13 protein-coding genes are annotated in these 13,956 nt (G+C 61.4%); 7 read left to right on the forward strand and 6 right to left on the reverse strand.

Going from position 1 to position 13,956, the window contains the following annotated elements; all coding sequences use genetic code 11:
- Window positions 1–9: 9 nt before the first annotated feature.
- From PFAS1_RS13530 to PFAS1_RS13545, 4 genes are all read right to left on the reverse strand, one after another.
- Complete coding sequence (locus PFAS1_RS13530) at window positions 10–486, reverse strand: thioesterase family protein (protein ID WP_076029480.1); 477 nt, start codon at window positions 484–486, stop codon at window positions 10–12.
- Between the two features lie 144 nt (window positions 487–630).
- Window positions 631–1,596, reverse strand: coding sequence for an L-carnitine dehydrogenase (locus PFAS1_RS13535; RefSeq protein WP_076029481.1), 966 nt, complete (start codon window positions 1,594–1,596; stop codon window positions 631–633).
- A 142-nt stretch (window positions 1,597–1,738) separates the two neighbouring features.
- Entirely contained in the window at window positions 1,739–2,626 is an 888-nt protein-coding gene (gene cdhC / locus PFAS1_RS13540) for a 3-dehydrocarnitine:acetyl-CoA trimethylamine transferase CdhC (RefSeq protein ID WP_008151915.1), read from the reverse strand.
- A gap of 75 nt (window positions 2,627–2,701) precedes the next feature.
- Window positions 2,702–3,646 (reverse strand): choline ABC transporter substrate-binding protein, encoded by a 945-nt coding sequence (locus PFAS1_RS13545; RefSeq protein WP_076029482.1) that lies wholly within the window; start codon window positions 3,644–3,646, stop codon window positions 2,702–2,704.
- A 222-nt stretch (window positions 3,647–3,868) separates the two neighbouring features.
- Between PFAS1_RS13545 and PFAS1_RS13550 the strand changes: the two genes are divergently transcribed.
- The gene (locus tag PFAS1_RS13550) at window positions 3,869–4,828 is read left to right on the forward strand and encodes a GlxA family transcriptional regulator (protein ID WP_076029483.1); all 960 of its coding nucleotides are present in this window, start codon (window positions 3,869–3,871) and stop codon (window positions 4,826–4,828) included.
- 128 nt (window positions 4,829–4,956) lie between these two features.
- Here the strand turns inward: PFAS1_RS13550 and PFAS1_RS13555 are convergent, their stop codons facing one another.
- Together PFAS1_RS13555 and PFAS1_RS13560 are read right to left on the reverse strand one after the other, a co-directional pair.
- Window positions 4,957–5,373, reverse strand: coding sequence for a DUF3010 family protein (locus PFAS1_RS13555; RefSeq protein WP_076029484.1), 417 nt, complete (start codon window positions 5,371–5,373; stop codon window positions 4,957–4,959).
- 61 nt (window positions 5,374–5,434) lie between these two features.
- A complete protein-coding gene (locus PFAS1_RS13560) occupies window positions 5,435–5,836 on the reverse strand; it encodes a lysozyme inhibitor LprI family protein (protein WP_074871517.1) in 402 nt (133 codons plus the stop codon).
- 236 nt (window positions 5,837–6,072) lie between these two features.
- Here PFAS1_RS13560 and PFAS1_RS13570 point away from each other — a divergent pair, with 236 nt between their 5' ends.
- The 6 genes from PFAS1_RS13570 to etfB all read left to right on the forward strand — a co-directional run bounded on the left by PFAS1_RS13570 (window position 6,073) and on the right by etfB (window position 13,912).
- Entirely contained in the window at window positions 6,073–7,050 is a 978-nt protein-coding gene (locus tag PFAS1_RS13570) for a dipeptidase (protein ID WP_007907542.1), read from the forward strand.
- Between the two features lie 78 nt (window positions 7,051–7,128).
- Window positions 7,129–7,659, forward strand: coding sequence for a DUF5943 domain-containing protein (locus tag PFAS1_RS13575; RefSeq protein WP_008033249.1), 531 nt, complete (start codon window positions 7,129–7,131; stop codon window positions 7,657–7,659).
- A gap of 15 nt (window positions 7,660–7,674) precedes the next feature.
- Entirely contained in the window at window positions 7,675–9,735 is a 2,061-nt protein-coding gene (dgcA, locus tag PFAS1_RS13580; protein WP_076029485.1) for a dimethylglycine demethylation protein DgcA, read from the forward strand.
- Window positions 9,736–9,956: 221 nt separating this feature from the next.
- On the forward strand, window positions 9,957–11,906 hold the full coding sequence (dgcB, locus tag PFAS1_RS13585; RefSeq protein ID WP_076029486.1) for a dimethylglycine demethylation protein DgcB: 1,950 nt from the start codon (window positions 9,957–9,959) through the stop codon (window positions 11,904–11,906).
- Entirely contained in the window at window positions 11,906–13,126 is a 1,221-nt protein-coding gene (etfA, locus tag PFAS1_RS13590; RefSeq protein ID WP_076029487.1) for an electron transfer flavoprotein subunit alpha, read from the forward strand. Before dgcB ends, etfA begins: the two co-directional genes overlap by 1 nt.
- A gap of 15 nt (window positions 13,127–13,141) precedes the next feature.
- On the forward strand, window positions 13,142–13,912 hold the full coding sequence (etfB, locus tag PFAS1_RS13595; protein WP_030128552.1) for an electron transfer flavoprotein subunit beta: 771 nt from the start codon (window positions 13,142–13,144) through the stop codon (window positions 13,910–13,912).
- Window positions 13,913–13,956: the final 44 nt, after the last annotated feature.

The following is a 13,956-nucleotide window of genomic DNA, read 5'->3' on the forward strand; positions in this document are numbered from 1 at the left end:
ATCTCCTTGTTATTTTTTAGGGGGTAACGCGATCACTCGGCCAATGTAGTCAGGGGCGGGAAGGTCGGTTTGCTCGGCGACGATGGCTTGCAGCTTGCTCAAGGTGTCTTCGCTGAACGGCGCGGATCGCGGGCCGGCAAGGTCGACGTGCAGCAGCATTTGTTCGTTGCCCGCCAGTTCCTTGTCGTCGCCCACCCGATGCAGGCTGTGATAGAGGTGCAGGCGTTTGCTGTCGTGGCCGATGATTTGGGTGTGCACTTCGACGTCGGCGTCGAGCTTCACTTCGTGCAGGTAATTGAGGTGCAGTTCGAGGGTGAACAGCGAGTTGCCGCTGGCTTCGCGGTTGGTGCTGTCCATGCCCAGACGATCCATCAGCGCATCGGTGGCGTAGCTGAAAATCAGCAGGTAGAAGGCGTCGCGCAGGTGGCCGTTGTAGTCGACCCAGTCGGGGATGATTTTGGTTTGGTAGGTGGTGAGGGTGGACATGATTCTCTCCAGGCATGATCGGGGTTGATCGTTCCCAGGCTCCGCGTGGGAATGCCTCAATGGACGCTCTGCGTCCGCTTTTGGGACGCGGAGCGTCCCGGGCTGCATTCCCACGCAGAGCGTGGGAACGATCAGTGGGGAGGGTTACTCACTGAACGCCATCCCATGCTTCTCTTTGGTGGTCTTCACCGCTTCCAGCACCGCCAGCAAACAATCATCACGATAGCGCTCCAGCGCGGAAATGCTGTGCGTGCCCAACTGATCGCTGGTGCCATCCACCACATCATCAATCAATTTGTCCGTCAGCTCCGGCGCCGGCAGATACGTCCACGGCAATTGCAACGCCGGCCCGAATTGCGCCATGAAATGCCGCATGCCCGCATCGCCACCCGCCAGGGTGTACGTCAAAAACGTGCCCATGAACGACCAGCGCAGCCCCGCGCCAAAGCGAATCGCATCATCGATTTCGCCGGTGGTCGCCACACCGTCGTTGACCAGGTGCAGCGCCTCACGCCAGAGCGCTTCGAGCAAGCGGTCAGCGATAAAACCGGGTACTTCCTTGCGCACGTGCAGCGGACGCATGCCCAAGGATTCATAGACTTTCATGGCCGCTTGAACCGCTTGCGGCGCGGTGTTTTTTCCGCCCACCACTTCCACCAGCGGCAGCAGGTAAACCGGGTTGAACGGGTGGCCGACGACGCAGCGTTCCGGGTGCGTCGAGCTCTCGTAGAACTCGCTCGGCAACAGGCCGGAAGTACTGGAACCGATCAAGGCATTGGGCTTGGCCGCCGCGCTGATTTTGGCGTGCAGTTCCAGTTTCAGGTCCAGACGCTCGGGGGCGCTTTCCTGGATGAAATCTGCATCGCGAACGCATTCTTCGATAGTGGCGACAAAGCGCAACCGATCCTGCGATGCGCCTGGCGCAAGGCCCTGTTTCTCCAGCGCGCCCCAGGCATTGGCGACGCGTTTGCGCAGCGCGGCTTCAGCACCGGGCGCCGGGTCCCAGGCCACCACGTCGAGGCCGTGGGCGAGGGCGCGGGATACCCAGCCGCTGCCGATGACACCGCTGCCCAGAGCGGCGAAGGTTTTGATTTCAGTGATAAAGCTCATGGTCACTTCCTGAGTTTGGCTCGGAAAAAACTGTGGGAGCGAGCCTGCTCGCGATGGCGTCGGTACATCCGATGCATCAATTGAGGCAGGTAAACCGCTATCGCGAGCAGGCTCACTCCCACAGGGGGAAAGTGTGTAAGGCTCAGCCGCGCTTGGTCAGGCCCATTTTTGCCCGGCCTTCGGCTGGGGTCAGGACGCGGGCGCCGAGGCGGCTGAGGATTTCCGAGGCGCGTTCGACCAGTTGGCCGTTGGTCGCCAGGACGCCCTTGTCCAGCCAGATGTTGTCTTCCAGGCCGACCCGCACGTTGCCGCCGAGTAGCACCGCTTGGGCCGCCATCGGCATCTGCATGCGACCGATGCCGAAACCGGCCCAGACCGCATTGGCAGGCAAATTGTCGACCATGGCTTTCATGGTGGTGGTATCAGCCGGCGCACCCCACGGAATGCCCAGGCAGAGTTGGAACAGCGGATCGTCGAGCAGGCCTTCCTTGATCAACTGTTTGGCGAACCACAGGTGACCGGTGTCGAAAATTTCCAGCTCGGCTTTCACGCCCAGCTCTTGAATGCGTTTGGCGCCAGCACGCAGTTGGGCCGGGGTGGACACGTAAATGGTGTCGCCGTCGCCGAAATTCAGGGTGCCGCAGTCGAGGGTGCAGATTTCCGGCAGCAGTGCTTCAACGTGGGCCAGACGGGTCAGCGGGCCGACCAGGTCGGTGTTCGGGCCGAACTCCATCGGGTTCTCGCCCGCACCGATTTCCAGGTCGCCGCCCATGCCGGCGGTGAGGTTGACGATGATGTCCACGTCCGCCTCGCGGATGCGCTCCATCACTTCGCGATACAGCGCGACATCACGGCTGAATTTTCCGGTTTCGGGGTTACGAACGTGGCAGTGAACGACCGTGGCGCCAGCCTTGGCGGCTTCCACGGCGGCTGCGGCGATTTGTTTCGGGGTGACCGGCACGTGTGGGCTCTTGCTGGTCGTGTCGCCAGCACCGGTGAGTGCGCAGGTGATGATGACGTCGTGGTTCATGAGGCGGGTTCCTTGCAGGCGTGATGATTCCGTTCGCAGCCCGGTCGGGCTGCGAGTCGGTGGTTCATTTCAGGTTTATTTACTGGTCAGTTTCAGGTTTTCAGCGGCGGGCTTGCCATCGAAGGTGGTCACGCCTTCGAGCCAGCGTTGCTTGTCTTGCGGGTGATCCTTGAGCCATTGCTTGGCCGACTCGAAAGCGTCCTTGTGATCCAGCAACGGCTGCATCATCCGGCTCTCGTCTTCGGCGGTGTAGGTCAGGTTGCTCAGCAAACGACCGATGTTCGGGCATTGTTCGGCGTATTTCGGCGCGGTGACGGTCCAGACCGTGGCCATGCCTTCGTTCGGGCCGAGGGCGTCTTCGCTGCCAGTGAGGTAAGTCATTTGCACGTTGACGTTCATCGGGTGCGGCGCCCAGCCGAAGAACACCACGGCTTCTTTGCGTCGTACGGCGCGATCCACCGCCGCGAGCATGCCGGCCTCACTGGACTCGACCAGCTGAAACTTGCCGAGGCCAAACTGGTTCTTGGCGATCATCGCCTTGATCTGGGTGTTGGCGCCCGAGCCGGGCTCGATGCCGTAGATTTTTCCGCCCAGTTCTTTCTCGAATCTGGCGATGTCGGCAAAGGTTTTCAGGCCTTTGTCGGCGAGGTAAGTCGGCACGGCGAGGGTGGCGCGAGCATCCTTGAGGCTCGGCGCTTCCAGCACTTCGACCTGCTTGGCATCGACGAACGGGGTGATGGTCTGGGTCATCAGCGGGTTCCAGTAACCGAGGAACAAGTCCAGGCGCTGGTCGCGGATGCCGGCGAAGATGATTTGCTGGGACGCGCTGGTTTGTTTGGTGTTGTAGCCGAGGCCATCGAGCAGGACTTGGGTCATGGCACTGGTGGCGATCACGTCGGTCCAGTTCACCACGCCCATGCGCACGTTCTGGCATGAAGCAGGTTCGGCCGCCATGACGCTGGCGCTCAGGAAAGCGGTACCGCTGAGTGCAAGAACACAGCTGCTGATCAGTCGTTTCATGTCGGGTTCCTCGGCAGACGTTATTGTGGGTTCCGGCATCTTTGTGTGCCGGTGATGCCAAGTTACGCAGCTAAGGCCCTGTGAAAACGCACTGCGGCGACCAGCTCTTGCACTGCGGCGACCTGCGCTCTTGAATGCCGCGTGCAAGTGGCGTATCAACGTCCACACGGTACCCGCCTCTCGTTACCTGGCCTCTTTTTACCTGCTAAGCGAGTGCGCTCCATGTCCCAGGATTTCTACTTCTTGTTGATGCCGGGTTTCTCGGCGATTGGATTTATCTCGGCCATCGAGCCGTTGCGGGTCGCCAATCGTTTTCGTGGCGAGCTCTACCGCTGGCATGTACTCAGCGCGGACGGCGGGGCGGTATTGGCCAGCAACGGCATGTCGGTCAACGCCGATGCGGCGCTGGAACCGCTGAAGAAAGGCGCAACCTTGCTGGTAATCGCCGGATTCGAACCGCTGAAGTTCACCACCCCGGCCCTGGAGCACTGGTTACGCCGCCTGGATAACGAAGGCGTGACCCTCGGCGCCATCGACACCGGCAGTTTCATCCTCGCCGAAGCCGGCCTGCTCGACGGCCATCGCCTGACCCTGCACTGGGAAGCCATCGACGCCTTCAAGGAGTCCTATCCTCAGCTCAGCGTCACCCAGGAGTTGTTCGAGATCGACCGCCGACGCATCACCTCTGCCGGCGGCACCGCATCGATTGATCTGATGCTCGACCTTATCGCCCAAGCCCACGGCCCGGAACTGGCGATCCAGGTCAGCGAACAATTCGTACTCGGCCGTATCCGCCCGCGTAAAGACCACCAGCGCATGGAAGTCGCCACGCGGTATGGCATCAGCAACAAGAAACTTGTTCACGTGATTGGGGAGATGGAACAGCACAGCGAGCCGCCGCTGAGTACGCTGGAATTGGCGGAATCGATCAAGGTGACGCGACGGCAACTGGAGCGATTGTTTCGCCTGCACCTGAACGACACACCGAGCAATTTCTACCTGCGCTTGCGGCTGGAGAAGGCGCGGCAGTTGTTGCGGCAGACCGATATGAGCGTGCTGGAAGTGAGTATCGCCTGCGGGTTTGAATCGCCGTCGTACTTCACCCGCAGCTATCGGGCGAAGTTTGAGCGGTGCCCGCGCGAAGACCGCCGACGGTTGGGGGATGGGCGAGAGCTGGTTTGAGCCAAACGCAAAACGAAATGTGGGAGCGGGCTTGCTCGCGAAAGCGGTCAGTCATTCAACATTGATGTTGGCTGACACAACGCCTTCGCGAGCAAGCCCGCTCCCACAGTTTTGATCTGCTGTGGGCCTTACTTCTTCATCAGCACCGAGCACGCCGCCTTGTAAGCCTCATGCTGGTACTTGTTCAGCGTATCCGGCAGTTCAAAGTCGAATTTCTTGTTCTGCGCATTGATCGTCTGTGGCGACAGCAACGTGACCTCGCAATTCTCCAGCAACTGGAAAACACCCTCGATCTTGAACGTGGTCGGCCCACCGGCAAACTCGCCTTTCTTGCTGCGCTTCTTGATCGCGATCCGATCAATGGAGTTCTCGCGCACAAACGACGCCACTTGAGCCGCAAAGACTTTGACGTTCGCGGCTTCATCGTCATCGTCGAGGGCGATTTTCTTGGTGGTCAGGGCGACATGGCTCAAGACCTGATCGTCGAGGGAGGCCACGGCGATGATGGCTTCGCTGCCTTTGATTTCGATGCCGCAGATTTTCATTTGAATCCCTTTACTGGCAGAAGATGTTCAGCTTACAGGTCTGGTTGGCAGGGGTTTGTACTTACTCCTGCCCAATCGACTCCAAAAACTCCGACCGCTCGTCACTCATCCGTGCCACGCAATCATTCTGCGCAATGGTGAACGCCTTGCTACCACTGGTCGCCGGAAACGCCTCAACCGCGCAATCTGCATCCCGGGTCTTCAGCCACTGCTGTTGAGCCGCCTTGAGCTTGGCGGTGATGTCGGTCAGTTGCGCGGGGTTCTTTTCGTAGAGCATTTGCATGCGATCGGCCAGGCTTTTGTAATTTTCGCTCAGCAGGTCTTCGGCGGCGGTTCTGCTGTAGACCGAGCATTCCAGGGTCTGGACCTCATTTTCGACTTTGTCGCAGGGGTTGTCGTCGGCTTCTTCAGCCGCGTGTACGCCGGTCGCCATCAGTGCCAAAGCCAGGAAGATCGATTTCATTGCGCCGCCGCCCCTTTTTCCAGTGAAGCATCCAGTAATGGCGCGAATTCTGGCTCATGCGCAGGCCCTTGAACAGGTGGCCCATGTCGTCTGTCGACGACCCTTTGTCGCGGATTGACGCTTTCGGCAAACCCCCTGTCGTTTTTGCACCCGGCTGCCCCCTCCCTCAGGCATATGCTGGCCCCAAAGCGCCGGCACACGATTCGGCGCATGAATCGCTAATAGGGGACAGCCTGATGAGCCCAGCCGAATTGCACGCCGACAGCATCGTTATCGACGGTCTGATTATTGCCAAGTGGAACCGTGAGCTGTTCGAAGACATGCGCAAGGGCGGTCTGACCGCGGCCAACTGCACCGTGTCGGTGTGGGAGGGCTTCCAGGCCACCGTCAACAATATCGCCGCCAGCCAGAAGCTGATCCGCGAAAACAGCGACCTGGTGATTCCAGTGCGCACCACCGCCGATATCCGCAAGGCTAAAGAGCAAGGCAAGACCGGCATCCTGTTCGGCTTCCAGAATGCTCACGCCTTTGAAGACCAGATCGGCTATGTCGAGGTGTTCAAGCAGCTGGGCGTCGGTATCGTGCAGATGTGCTACAACACCCAGAACCTGGTTGGCACCGGTTGCTACGAGCGTGATGGCGGCCTGTCGGGTTTCGGTCGTGAAATCGTCGCCGAGATGAACCGCGTCGGCGTCATGTGCGACCTGTCCCACGTCGGCTCGAAGACCTCCGAAGAAGTCATCCTCGAATCGAAGAAGCCGGTCTGCTATTCCCATTGCCTGCCGTCGGGCCTGAAAGTCCACCCGCGCAACAAGTCCGATGAAGAACTGAAGTTCATCGCCGATCACGGCGGTTTCGTCGGCGTGACCATGTTCGCGCCGTTCCTGGCCAAGGGCATCGATTCGACCATCGACGACTACGCCGAGGCCATCGAATACACCATGAACATCGTCGGCGAAGACGCCATCGGCATCGGCACCGACTTCACCCAGGGCCATGGCCAGGACTTCTTCGAATACCTGACCCATGACAAGGGCTACGCCCGCCGCCTGACCAGCTTCGGCAAGATCATCAACCCGCTGGGCATCCGCACCGTCGGCGAGTTCCCGAACCTGACCGAAACCCTGCTCAAGCGCGGCCATTCAGAGCGCGTGGTGCGCAAGATCATGGGCGAGAACTGGGTCAACGTCTTGAAGGACGTCTGGGGCGAGTAAGCCACAGCACCTCTGAATCCTTTCCCCCGGCCGTCCGAGCCGGGGGCAACACCAAAATTTTTCTGGAGTTAAGTTTCCATGGCCAAGATCGCCCCGCAATTGCCAATCGAAGTCGACAGCGAAACCGGTGTCTGGACCTCCGACGCCCTGCCAATGCTGTACGTACCGCGTCACTTCTTCGTTAACAACCACATGGGCATCGAGGAAGTGCTGGGCGCCGACGCCTACGCCGAAATCCTCTACAAGGCCGGCTACAAGTCCGCCTGGCACTGGTGTGAAAAAGAAGCTGAATGCCACGGCCTGGAAGGCGTTGCGGTATTCGAGCATTACATGAAGCGTCTGTCGCAGCGCGGCTGGGGCCTGTTCAAGATCCAGGACATCGACCTCGACAAAGGCACCGCCAGCGTCAAGCTCGAACACTCTGCATTTGTCTATGTGTACGGCAAGGTCGGGCGCAAGGTCGACTACATGTTCACCGGTTGGTTTGCCGGTGCCATGGACCAGATCCTGCAAGCCCGCGGCAGCAAAATCCGCACCGTTGCCGAACAGGTTTACGGTGGCTCCGAAGAAGGCCACGACGACGGCCTGTTCACCGTCAAGCCGTTGTAAGTCGAGGAACCCGCCATGGCTTTCGAAGCAATGTTCCAGCCGATCCAGATCGGCAAACTGACCATCCGTAACCGCGTGCTCAGCACCGCGCACGCCGAGGTTTATGCCACCGACGGCGGCATGACCACCGACCGGTACGTCAAGTATTACGAAGAGAAAGCCAAGGGCGGGATCGGCCTGGCGATTTGCGGCGGTTCCTCCAGTGTGGCCATCGACAGCCCGCAAGGCTGGTGGAAGTCGGTCAACCTGGCCGACGACCGGATCATTCCGCACTTCCAGAACCTGGCCGATGCCATGCACAAGCATGGCGCCAAGATCATGATCCAGATTACCCACATGGGCCGTCGCTCGCGTTGGGACGGTGAGCATTGGCCAACCCTGCTGTCGCCGTCGGGCATCCGTGAGCCGGTACACCGTGCGACCTGCAAAACCATCGAGCCGGAAGAAATCTGGCGGGTGATCGGCAACTACGCCAGCGCCGCGGCGCGGGCCAAGGCCGGTGGCCTGGATGGCGTCGAGCTGTCCGCCGTGCACCAGCACATGATCGACCAGTTCTGGAGTCCGCGAGTCAACAAGCGTACCGACGAATGGGGCGGCAGCTTCGAGAACCGTATGCGTTTCGGCCTGGAAGTGATCAAGGCTGTGCGCAAGGAAGTCGGTCCGGATTTCTGCGTCGGCATTCGTCTGTGCGGTGATGAATTCCACCCGGACGGCTTGTCCCACGAAGACATGAAGCAGATCGCCAAGTACTACGACGACACCGGCATGATCGACTTCATCGGCGTGGTGGGTTCGGGTTGCGACACCCACAACACCCTGGCCAACGTTATTCCGAACATGAGTTATCCACCGGAGCCATTCCTGCATTTGGCCGCCGGTATCAAGGAAGTGGTGAAGGCCCCGGTGCTGCACGCGCAGAACATCAAGGACCCGAACCAGGCGACCCGGATTCTGGAAGGCGGCTACGTGGACATGGTCGGCATGACCCGCGCCCACATCGCCGACCCGCACCTGATCGCCAAGATCAAAATGGGTCAGGTCGACCAGATCAAACAATGCGTCGGCGCCAACTACTGCATCGACCGTCAGTACCAAGGCCTGGACGTGTTGTGCATCCAGAACGCCGCGACCTCCCGTGAATACATGGGCGTGCCACACATCATCGAGAAGTCGACCGGTGTGAAGCGCAAAGTCGTGGTGGTCGGTGCCGGTCCTGCCGGGATGGAAGCGGCTCGCGTGTCGGCCGAACGTGGCCACGACGTGACCCTGTTCGAGAAGAAAGAATTCATCGGCGGGCAAATCACTACCGCGTCGAAAGCTCCACAACGGGACCAGATCGCCGGTATCACTCGTTGGTTCCAACTGGAACTGGCGCGTTTGAAAGTCGATCTGCGCCTGGGCGTGGCCGCCGATGCGGCGACTATTCTCGACCTGCGTCCGGACGTGGTGGTGCTCGCCGTCGGCGGTCATCCATTCCTGGAGCAGAACGAGCACTGGGGCGCGGCTGAAGGCCTGGTGGTCAGCAGCTGGGACATCCTTGATGGCAAGGTTGCACCGGGCAAGAACGTGCTGGTCTACGACACCATCTGCGAGTTCACCGGGATGTCGGCCGCGGACTTCCTCGCCGACAAGGGCAGCCAGGTCGAGATCGTCACCGATGACATCAAACCGGGTGTGGCGATTGGCGGCACCTCGTTCCCGACGTACTACCGCAGCATGTACCCGAAAGAAGTGATCATGACCGGGGACATGATGCTGGAGAAGGTCTACCGCGAAGGCGACAAGCTGGTGGCGGTGCTGGAAAACGAATACACCGGCGCCAAAGAGGAGCGGGTGGTGGACCAGGTCGTCGTTGAAAACGGCGTGCGTCCGGACGAAGAAATCTACTACGCCATGAAGGAAGGCTCGCGCAACAAAGGCCAGATGGACATCGAAGCCTTGTTCGCGATCAAGCCACAACCTTCGTTGAGCCAGGCGGGCGACGGCTACTTGCTGTTCCGCATCGGCGACTGCGTGGCGCAGCGCAACACCCACGCGGCGATCTACGACGCGCTGCGGTTGTGCAAGGATTTCTAACGGCATCACCACCATCACTGTGGCGAGGGGGCTTGCCCCCGTTGGGCTGCGAAGCGGCCCCAAAATCAGTCAATGTGGTCTGTCAGAACAAGCGCGTTGGCCGGTTTACGACTGCTTCGCAGCCGAACGGGGGCAAGCCCCCTCGCCACAGGTAGGTGCCAGGCCTTCACCGGCACGCACATGAACCCGTGCAAGACCCCGAGGTCTTTGGGAGCTCCACCATGTTGAACACCCTTCTTCCAATCCTGTTGTTCGCCGCCCTGGGCCTTGCCGTCCTCGGCGCGTTGCGGCGGGTGGCTATGTGGCGCCGAGGCCGGGCTTCGAAAGTCGACCTGATCGGCGGCCTGTTCGCCATGCCCAAGCGCTATATGGTCGACTTGCACCATGTCGTCGCGCGGGACAAATACATCGCCAACACTCACGTCGCGACGGCTGGCGGTGCGGTGACGTCCATTGTGCTGGCGATTCTGGTTCACGGTTTTGGCCTGCATAACCGCATCCTCGGTTATGCACTGCTGCTGATGTCGGCGGTGATGTTTGTCGGCGCGATCTTTATGTTCCTGCGCCGTCGCAATCCTCCAGCCCGCTTGTCCAAAGGCCCATGGATGCGCCTGCCGAAAAGCCTGATGGCGTTCTCGGCGTCGTTCTTCCTGTTGACCCTGCCGGTCGCTGGCATCCTCCCGGAAAACTTCGGTGGCTGGGTCGTGGCTGCGATCCTCGGCGTCGGTGTGCTGTGGGGCGTTAGCGAACTGTTCTTCGGCATGACTTGGGGCGGGCCGATGAAGCACGCCTTCGCCGGTGCCTTGCACCTGGCCTGGCACCGTCGCGCCGAACGTTTTGGCGGCGGTCGATCCACCGGTTTGAAACCTTTGGACCTGAACGACCCAACCGCGCCACTGGGCGTGGAAAAACCCAAGGATTTCACCTGGAACCAACTGCTCGGCTTCGACGCCTGCGTGCAGTGCGGCAAGTGCGAAGCCGCATGCCCGGCGTTCGCTGCCGGCCAGCCGCTGAACCCGAAAAAGCTGATTCAGGACATGGTCGTTGGCCTGGCCGGTGGCACCGACGCCAAATTCGCCGGCAGCCCGTATCCGGGCAAGGCCATCGGCGAACACGCTGGCAATCCGCATCAACCGATCGTCAACGGTCTGGTAGACGCCGAAACCTTGTGGTCCTGCACCACTTGCCGCGCCTGCGTCGAGGAGTGCCCGATGATGATCGAGCACGTCGACGCCATCGTCGACATGCGCCGCCACCTGACCCTGGAAAAAGGCGCGACCCCGAACAAGGGCGCCGAAGTCCTGGAAAACCTGATCGCCACCGACAACCCTGGCGGATTCGCCCCGGGTGGACGGATGAACTGGGCGGCGGACTTGAACCTCAATCTGATGAGCGAGAAGAAATCGGTCGACGTGCTGTTCTGGGTCGGCGACGGAGCCTTCGACATGCGCAACCAACGCACCCTGCGCGCCTTCGTCAAAGTGCTGAAAGCGGCCAAGGTCGACTTCGCGGTACTGGGCCTCGAAGAGCGCGACAGCGGTGACGTCGCCCGACGTCTGGGTGATGAAGCGACCTTCCAGCAGTTGGCCAAACGCAACATCCAGACCCTGGCCAAGTACAGCTTCAATCGCATCGTCACCTGCGACCCGCACAGTTTCCACGTGCTGAAAAACGAGTACGGCGCCTTCGACGGCAACTACCTCGTGCAGCACCACAGCACCTACATGGCGGAAATCATCGGCGCTGGCGCCCTGAACCTCGGCCAGCACAAAGGCAGCAGCGTGACCTATCACGACCCGTGCTACCTCGGTCGCTACAACGGCGAATACGAGGCGCCGCGTGAAGTGCTGCGCGCCCTGGGGATCGAGATCAAGGAAATGCAACGCTCCGGTTTCCGCTCACGCTGCTGCGGCGGCGGTGGCGGTGCGCCGATCACCGACATCCCGGGCAAGCAACGGATCCCCGACATGCGCATGGAAGACATCCGCGAAACCGGCGCCGAACTGGTGGCCGTGGGTTGTCCACAGTGCACCGCGATGCTCGAAGGCGTGGTCGAACCTCGGCCGCTGATCAAGGACATCGCCGAACTGGTGGCGGACGCGTTGCTCGAAGACGCGGCCCCGAGCAAGCCGACCAAACCGGCCCAACGTGAACCTGCGGAGGCCCACTGATGAGCGACATTATCCGCCGCGACCCACGCGCCGAATGGATCGCCCGCAACCGTCTGCACCCGCTGCACGCGGCCATGCAACCGGCCCAACACAGCTGGATGGGGCCTAACGGCGTCATCCGCAAGAATCCTCACGGGGTCGGTTTTATCGGTCCCAACGGGATCAAACGGATCGACCGCAGCGGCGCGCAACAAGGCGGGGCGACCAAACGCTCGGCTGCGGTTGAAGTGCAATTGCCGCTGCATCAAGTGCCGCAACCGGCGTTCTACATCAGCGTGGTGCCGGATATGGTCGGTGGCCGCTTGAGTAGCCACGACCGCGACTTGCTCGGCCTGGCTCATCAGTTGGCCGGCAAAGACGGCGCGGTGTTGGCCGTGGTCTTCGGCGAGCACAAGGAAAATGCCTTCGCCACCGCTGGCGTCGATCGCTTGCTGGTGCTGGATGGCGAAGAATTCAGCGGTTATGCACCGGAACAACGGGTCCAGGGCCTGCGGGCTGTGGATAACCAGTTCAGCCCGCGTCACTGGCTGCTGCCGGACAGCCGCAGCGGCGGTGGTGAATTGGGTCGACGCTTTGCCGCCGCACTGGGCGAACGCCCGGCCACGCGGGTCTGGCAGGTCAAGGATCAGGAGTGCATCGGCCGTGCCGGGGCCGGTTTGCAAGACCTTGCGCGCCCGGTGGCACGCTTGATCCTGGCTGCCGTCGAATGCGCAGAACCGGTCAGCGAAACCCGTCACGAAGCCTTGCCGGTGGAGTTATCCACAGCGGTGGCGCGCAGCTTGTCGCGCATCGAGGATTTGGGCGCGGTGGCGGTGGACCCGGCGGCGATTCCGATGGCCGAAGCGGAGTTCATCTTCTCCGGCGGCAACGGGGTCAAGGACTGGGGACTTTTCCACAGGACCGCCGAAGCGTTGGGTGCTACCGAAGGCGCGTCCCGCGTGGCAGTGGACGATGGCTTCATGGCGCGCGACCGTCAGGTCGGTGCGTCCGGCACCTGGGTCACCGCTCGGGTTTACGTGGCCGTGGGGATTTCCGGGGCGATCCAGCACCTGCAAGGCATCGGTGCCTGCGACAAGGTGGTGGCGATCAACCTCGATCCTGGTTGCGACATGATCAAACGGGCCGACTTGTCGGTGATCGGCGAGAGTGCCGAGATTCTTCAAGCCTTGATCGATGCGGTAGCGGCTTACCGCAACGAAGCCAAGCGCGATGCGGCTTAAGGAAAGGAAAGGGTTATGAGCACGAAAATCATCAGCCTGGTGTCCATCGGCGCCCACCCGACTTCCGGCCGGCCACGTCGCGCGGAGCAAGATGCGCGGGCGGTGGAGCTGGGCTTGCAACTGGCTGGGGATAACCTGCAAGTGCTGCATGCCGGCGACGTCGCGGAACCGGCGTTGCGCGCTTACTTGGGCATGGGCCTGGAACAGCTGCACGTGCTGGAGCAACCGGAGGGCGCCGATGCGCTGCCGGCATTGACCGCGTATTTGCGTGACGCTGGGGCGCAGGTCGTGCTGACCGGCAGCCAGGCGGAAACCGGTGAAGGCTCGGGCATGTTGCCGTTCTTGCTGGCCGAAAGCCTGGGCTGGCCGCTGGTGGTGGGGTTGGCGCAGGTCGAATCCATTGATGGCGGTTCGGCGCTGGTGCTGCAAGCCTTGCCTCGTGGTCAGCGCCGTCGCTTGAAAGTACGGCTGCCGTTCCTCGCCACTGTGGATAACGCGGCGCCGAAACCTCGGCAGAGCGCCTACGGCCCGGCCCGACGCGGGGTGTTGCAGGCGGATGAAGTCGAAGTCATCGACGATGAACTGCTGGCGGTCGCCACCCTGCAACCGGCCAAGCCTCGGCCTAAACGCTTGAAGGTGATCAAGGCCAAGAGCGGCGCGGACCGGATGAAAGCCGCAACGGCCAAGGCCAGCGGTGGCGGTGGGCAAGTGCTTAAAGGCGTGACGGCGCAAGCCGGTGCCGAGGCGATCCTCAAGTTGCTGATCGAAGAAGGCGTAGTCCGCTAACGAATACCCAATACAGATCTAATGTGGGAGCGGGCTTGCTCGCG

Origin of the sequence: Pseudomonas frederiksbergensis (genome assembly GCF_001952935.1) — a bacterium.
Classification (GTDB): domain Bacteria; phylum Pseudomonadota; class Gammaproteobacteria; order Pseudomonadales; family Pseudomonadaceae; genus Aquipseudomonas; species Aquipseudomonas frederiksbergensis.

What these genes read in the sequence shown, in the direction of transcription:
- etfB (WP_030128552.1), top strand. Translation starts at nt 13,142, where the DNA reads ATGAGCACGAAAATCATCAGCCTGGTGTCCATCGGCGCCCACCCGACT.
- PFAS1_RS13550 (WP_076029483.1), top strand. Translation starts at nt 3,869, where the DNA reads ATGTCCCAGGATTTCTACTTCTTGTTGATGCCGGGTTTCTCGGCGATT.
- PFAS1_RS13570 (WP_007907542.1), top strand. Translation starts at nt 6,073, where the DNA reads ATGAGCCCAGCCGAATTGCACGCCGACAGCATCGTTATCGACGGTCTG.
- PFAS1_RS13530 (WP_076029480.1), bottom strand. Translation starts at nt 486, where the DNA reads ATGTCCACCCTCACCACCTACCAAACCAAAATCATCCCCGACTGGGTC.
- cdhC (WP_008151915.1), bottom strand. Translation starts at nt 2,626, where the DNA reads ATGAACCACGACGTCATCATCACCTGCGCACTCACCGGTGCTGGCGAC.
- dgcA (WP_076029485.1), top strand. Translation starts at nt 7,675, where the DNA reads ATGGCTTTCGAAGCAATGTTCCAGCCGATCCAGATCGGCAAACTGACC.
- PFAS1_RS13535 (WP_076029481.1), bottom strand. Translation starts at nt 1,596, where the DNA reads ATGAGCTTTATCACTGAAATCAAAACCTTCGCCGCTCTGGGCAGCGGT.
- etfA (WP_076029487.1), top strand. Translation starts at nt 11,906, where the DNA reads ATGAGCGACATTATCCGCCGCGACCCACGCGCCGAATGGATCGCCCGC.
- PFAS1_RS13545 (WP_076029482.1), bottom strand. Translation starts at nt 3,646, where the DNA reads ATGAAACGACTGATCAGCAGCTGTGTTCTTGCACTCAGCGGTACCGCT.
- PFAS1_RS13575 (WP_008033249.1), top strand. Translation starts at nt 7,129, where the DNA reads ATGGCCAAGATCGCCCCGCAATTGCCAATCGAAGTCGACAGCGAAACC.
- PFAS1_RS13555 (WP_076029484.1), bottom strand. Translation starts at nt 5,373, where the DNA reads ATGAAAATCTGCGGCATCGAAATCAAAGGCAGCGAAGCCATCATCGCC.
- dgcB (WP_076029486.1), top strand. Translation starts at nt 9,957, where the DNA reads ATGTTGAACACCCTTCTTCCAATCCTGTTGTTCGCCGCCCTGGGCCTT.
- PFAS1_RS13560 (WP_074871517.1), bottom strand. Translation starts at nt 5,836, where the DNA reads ATGAAATCGATCTTCCTGGCTTTGGCACTGATGGCGACCGGCGTACAC.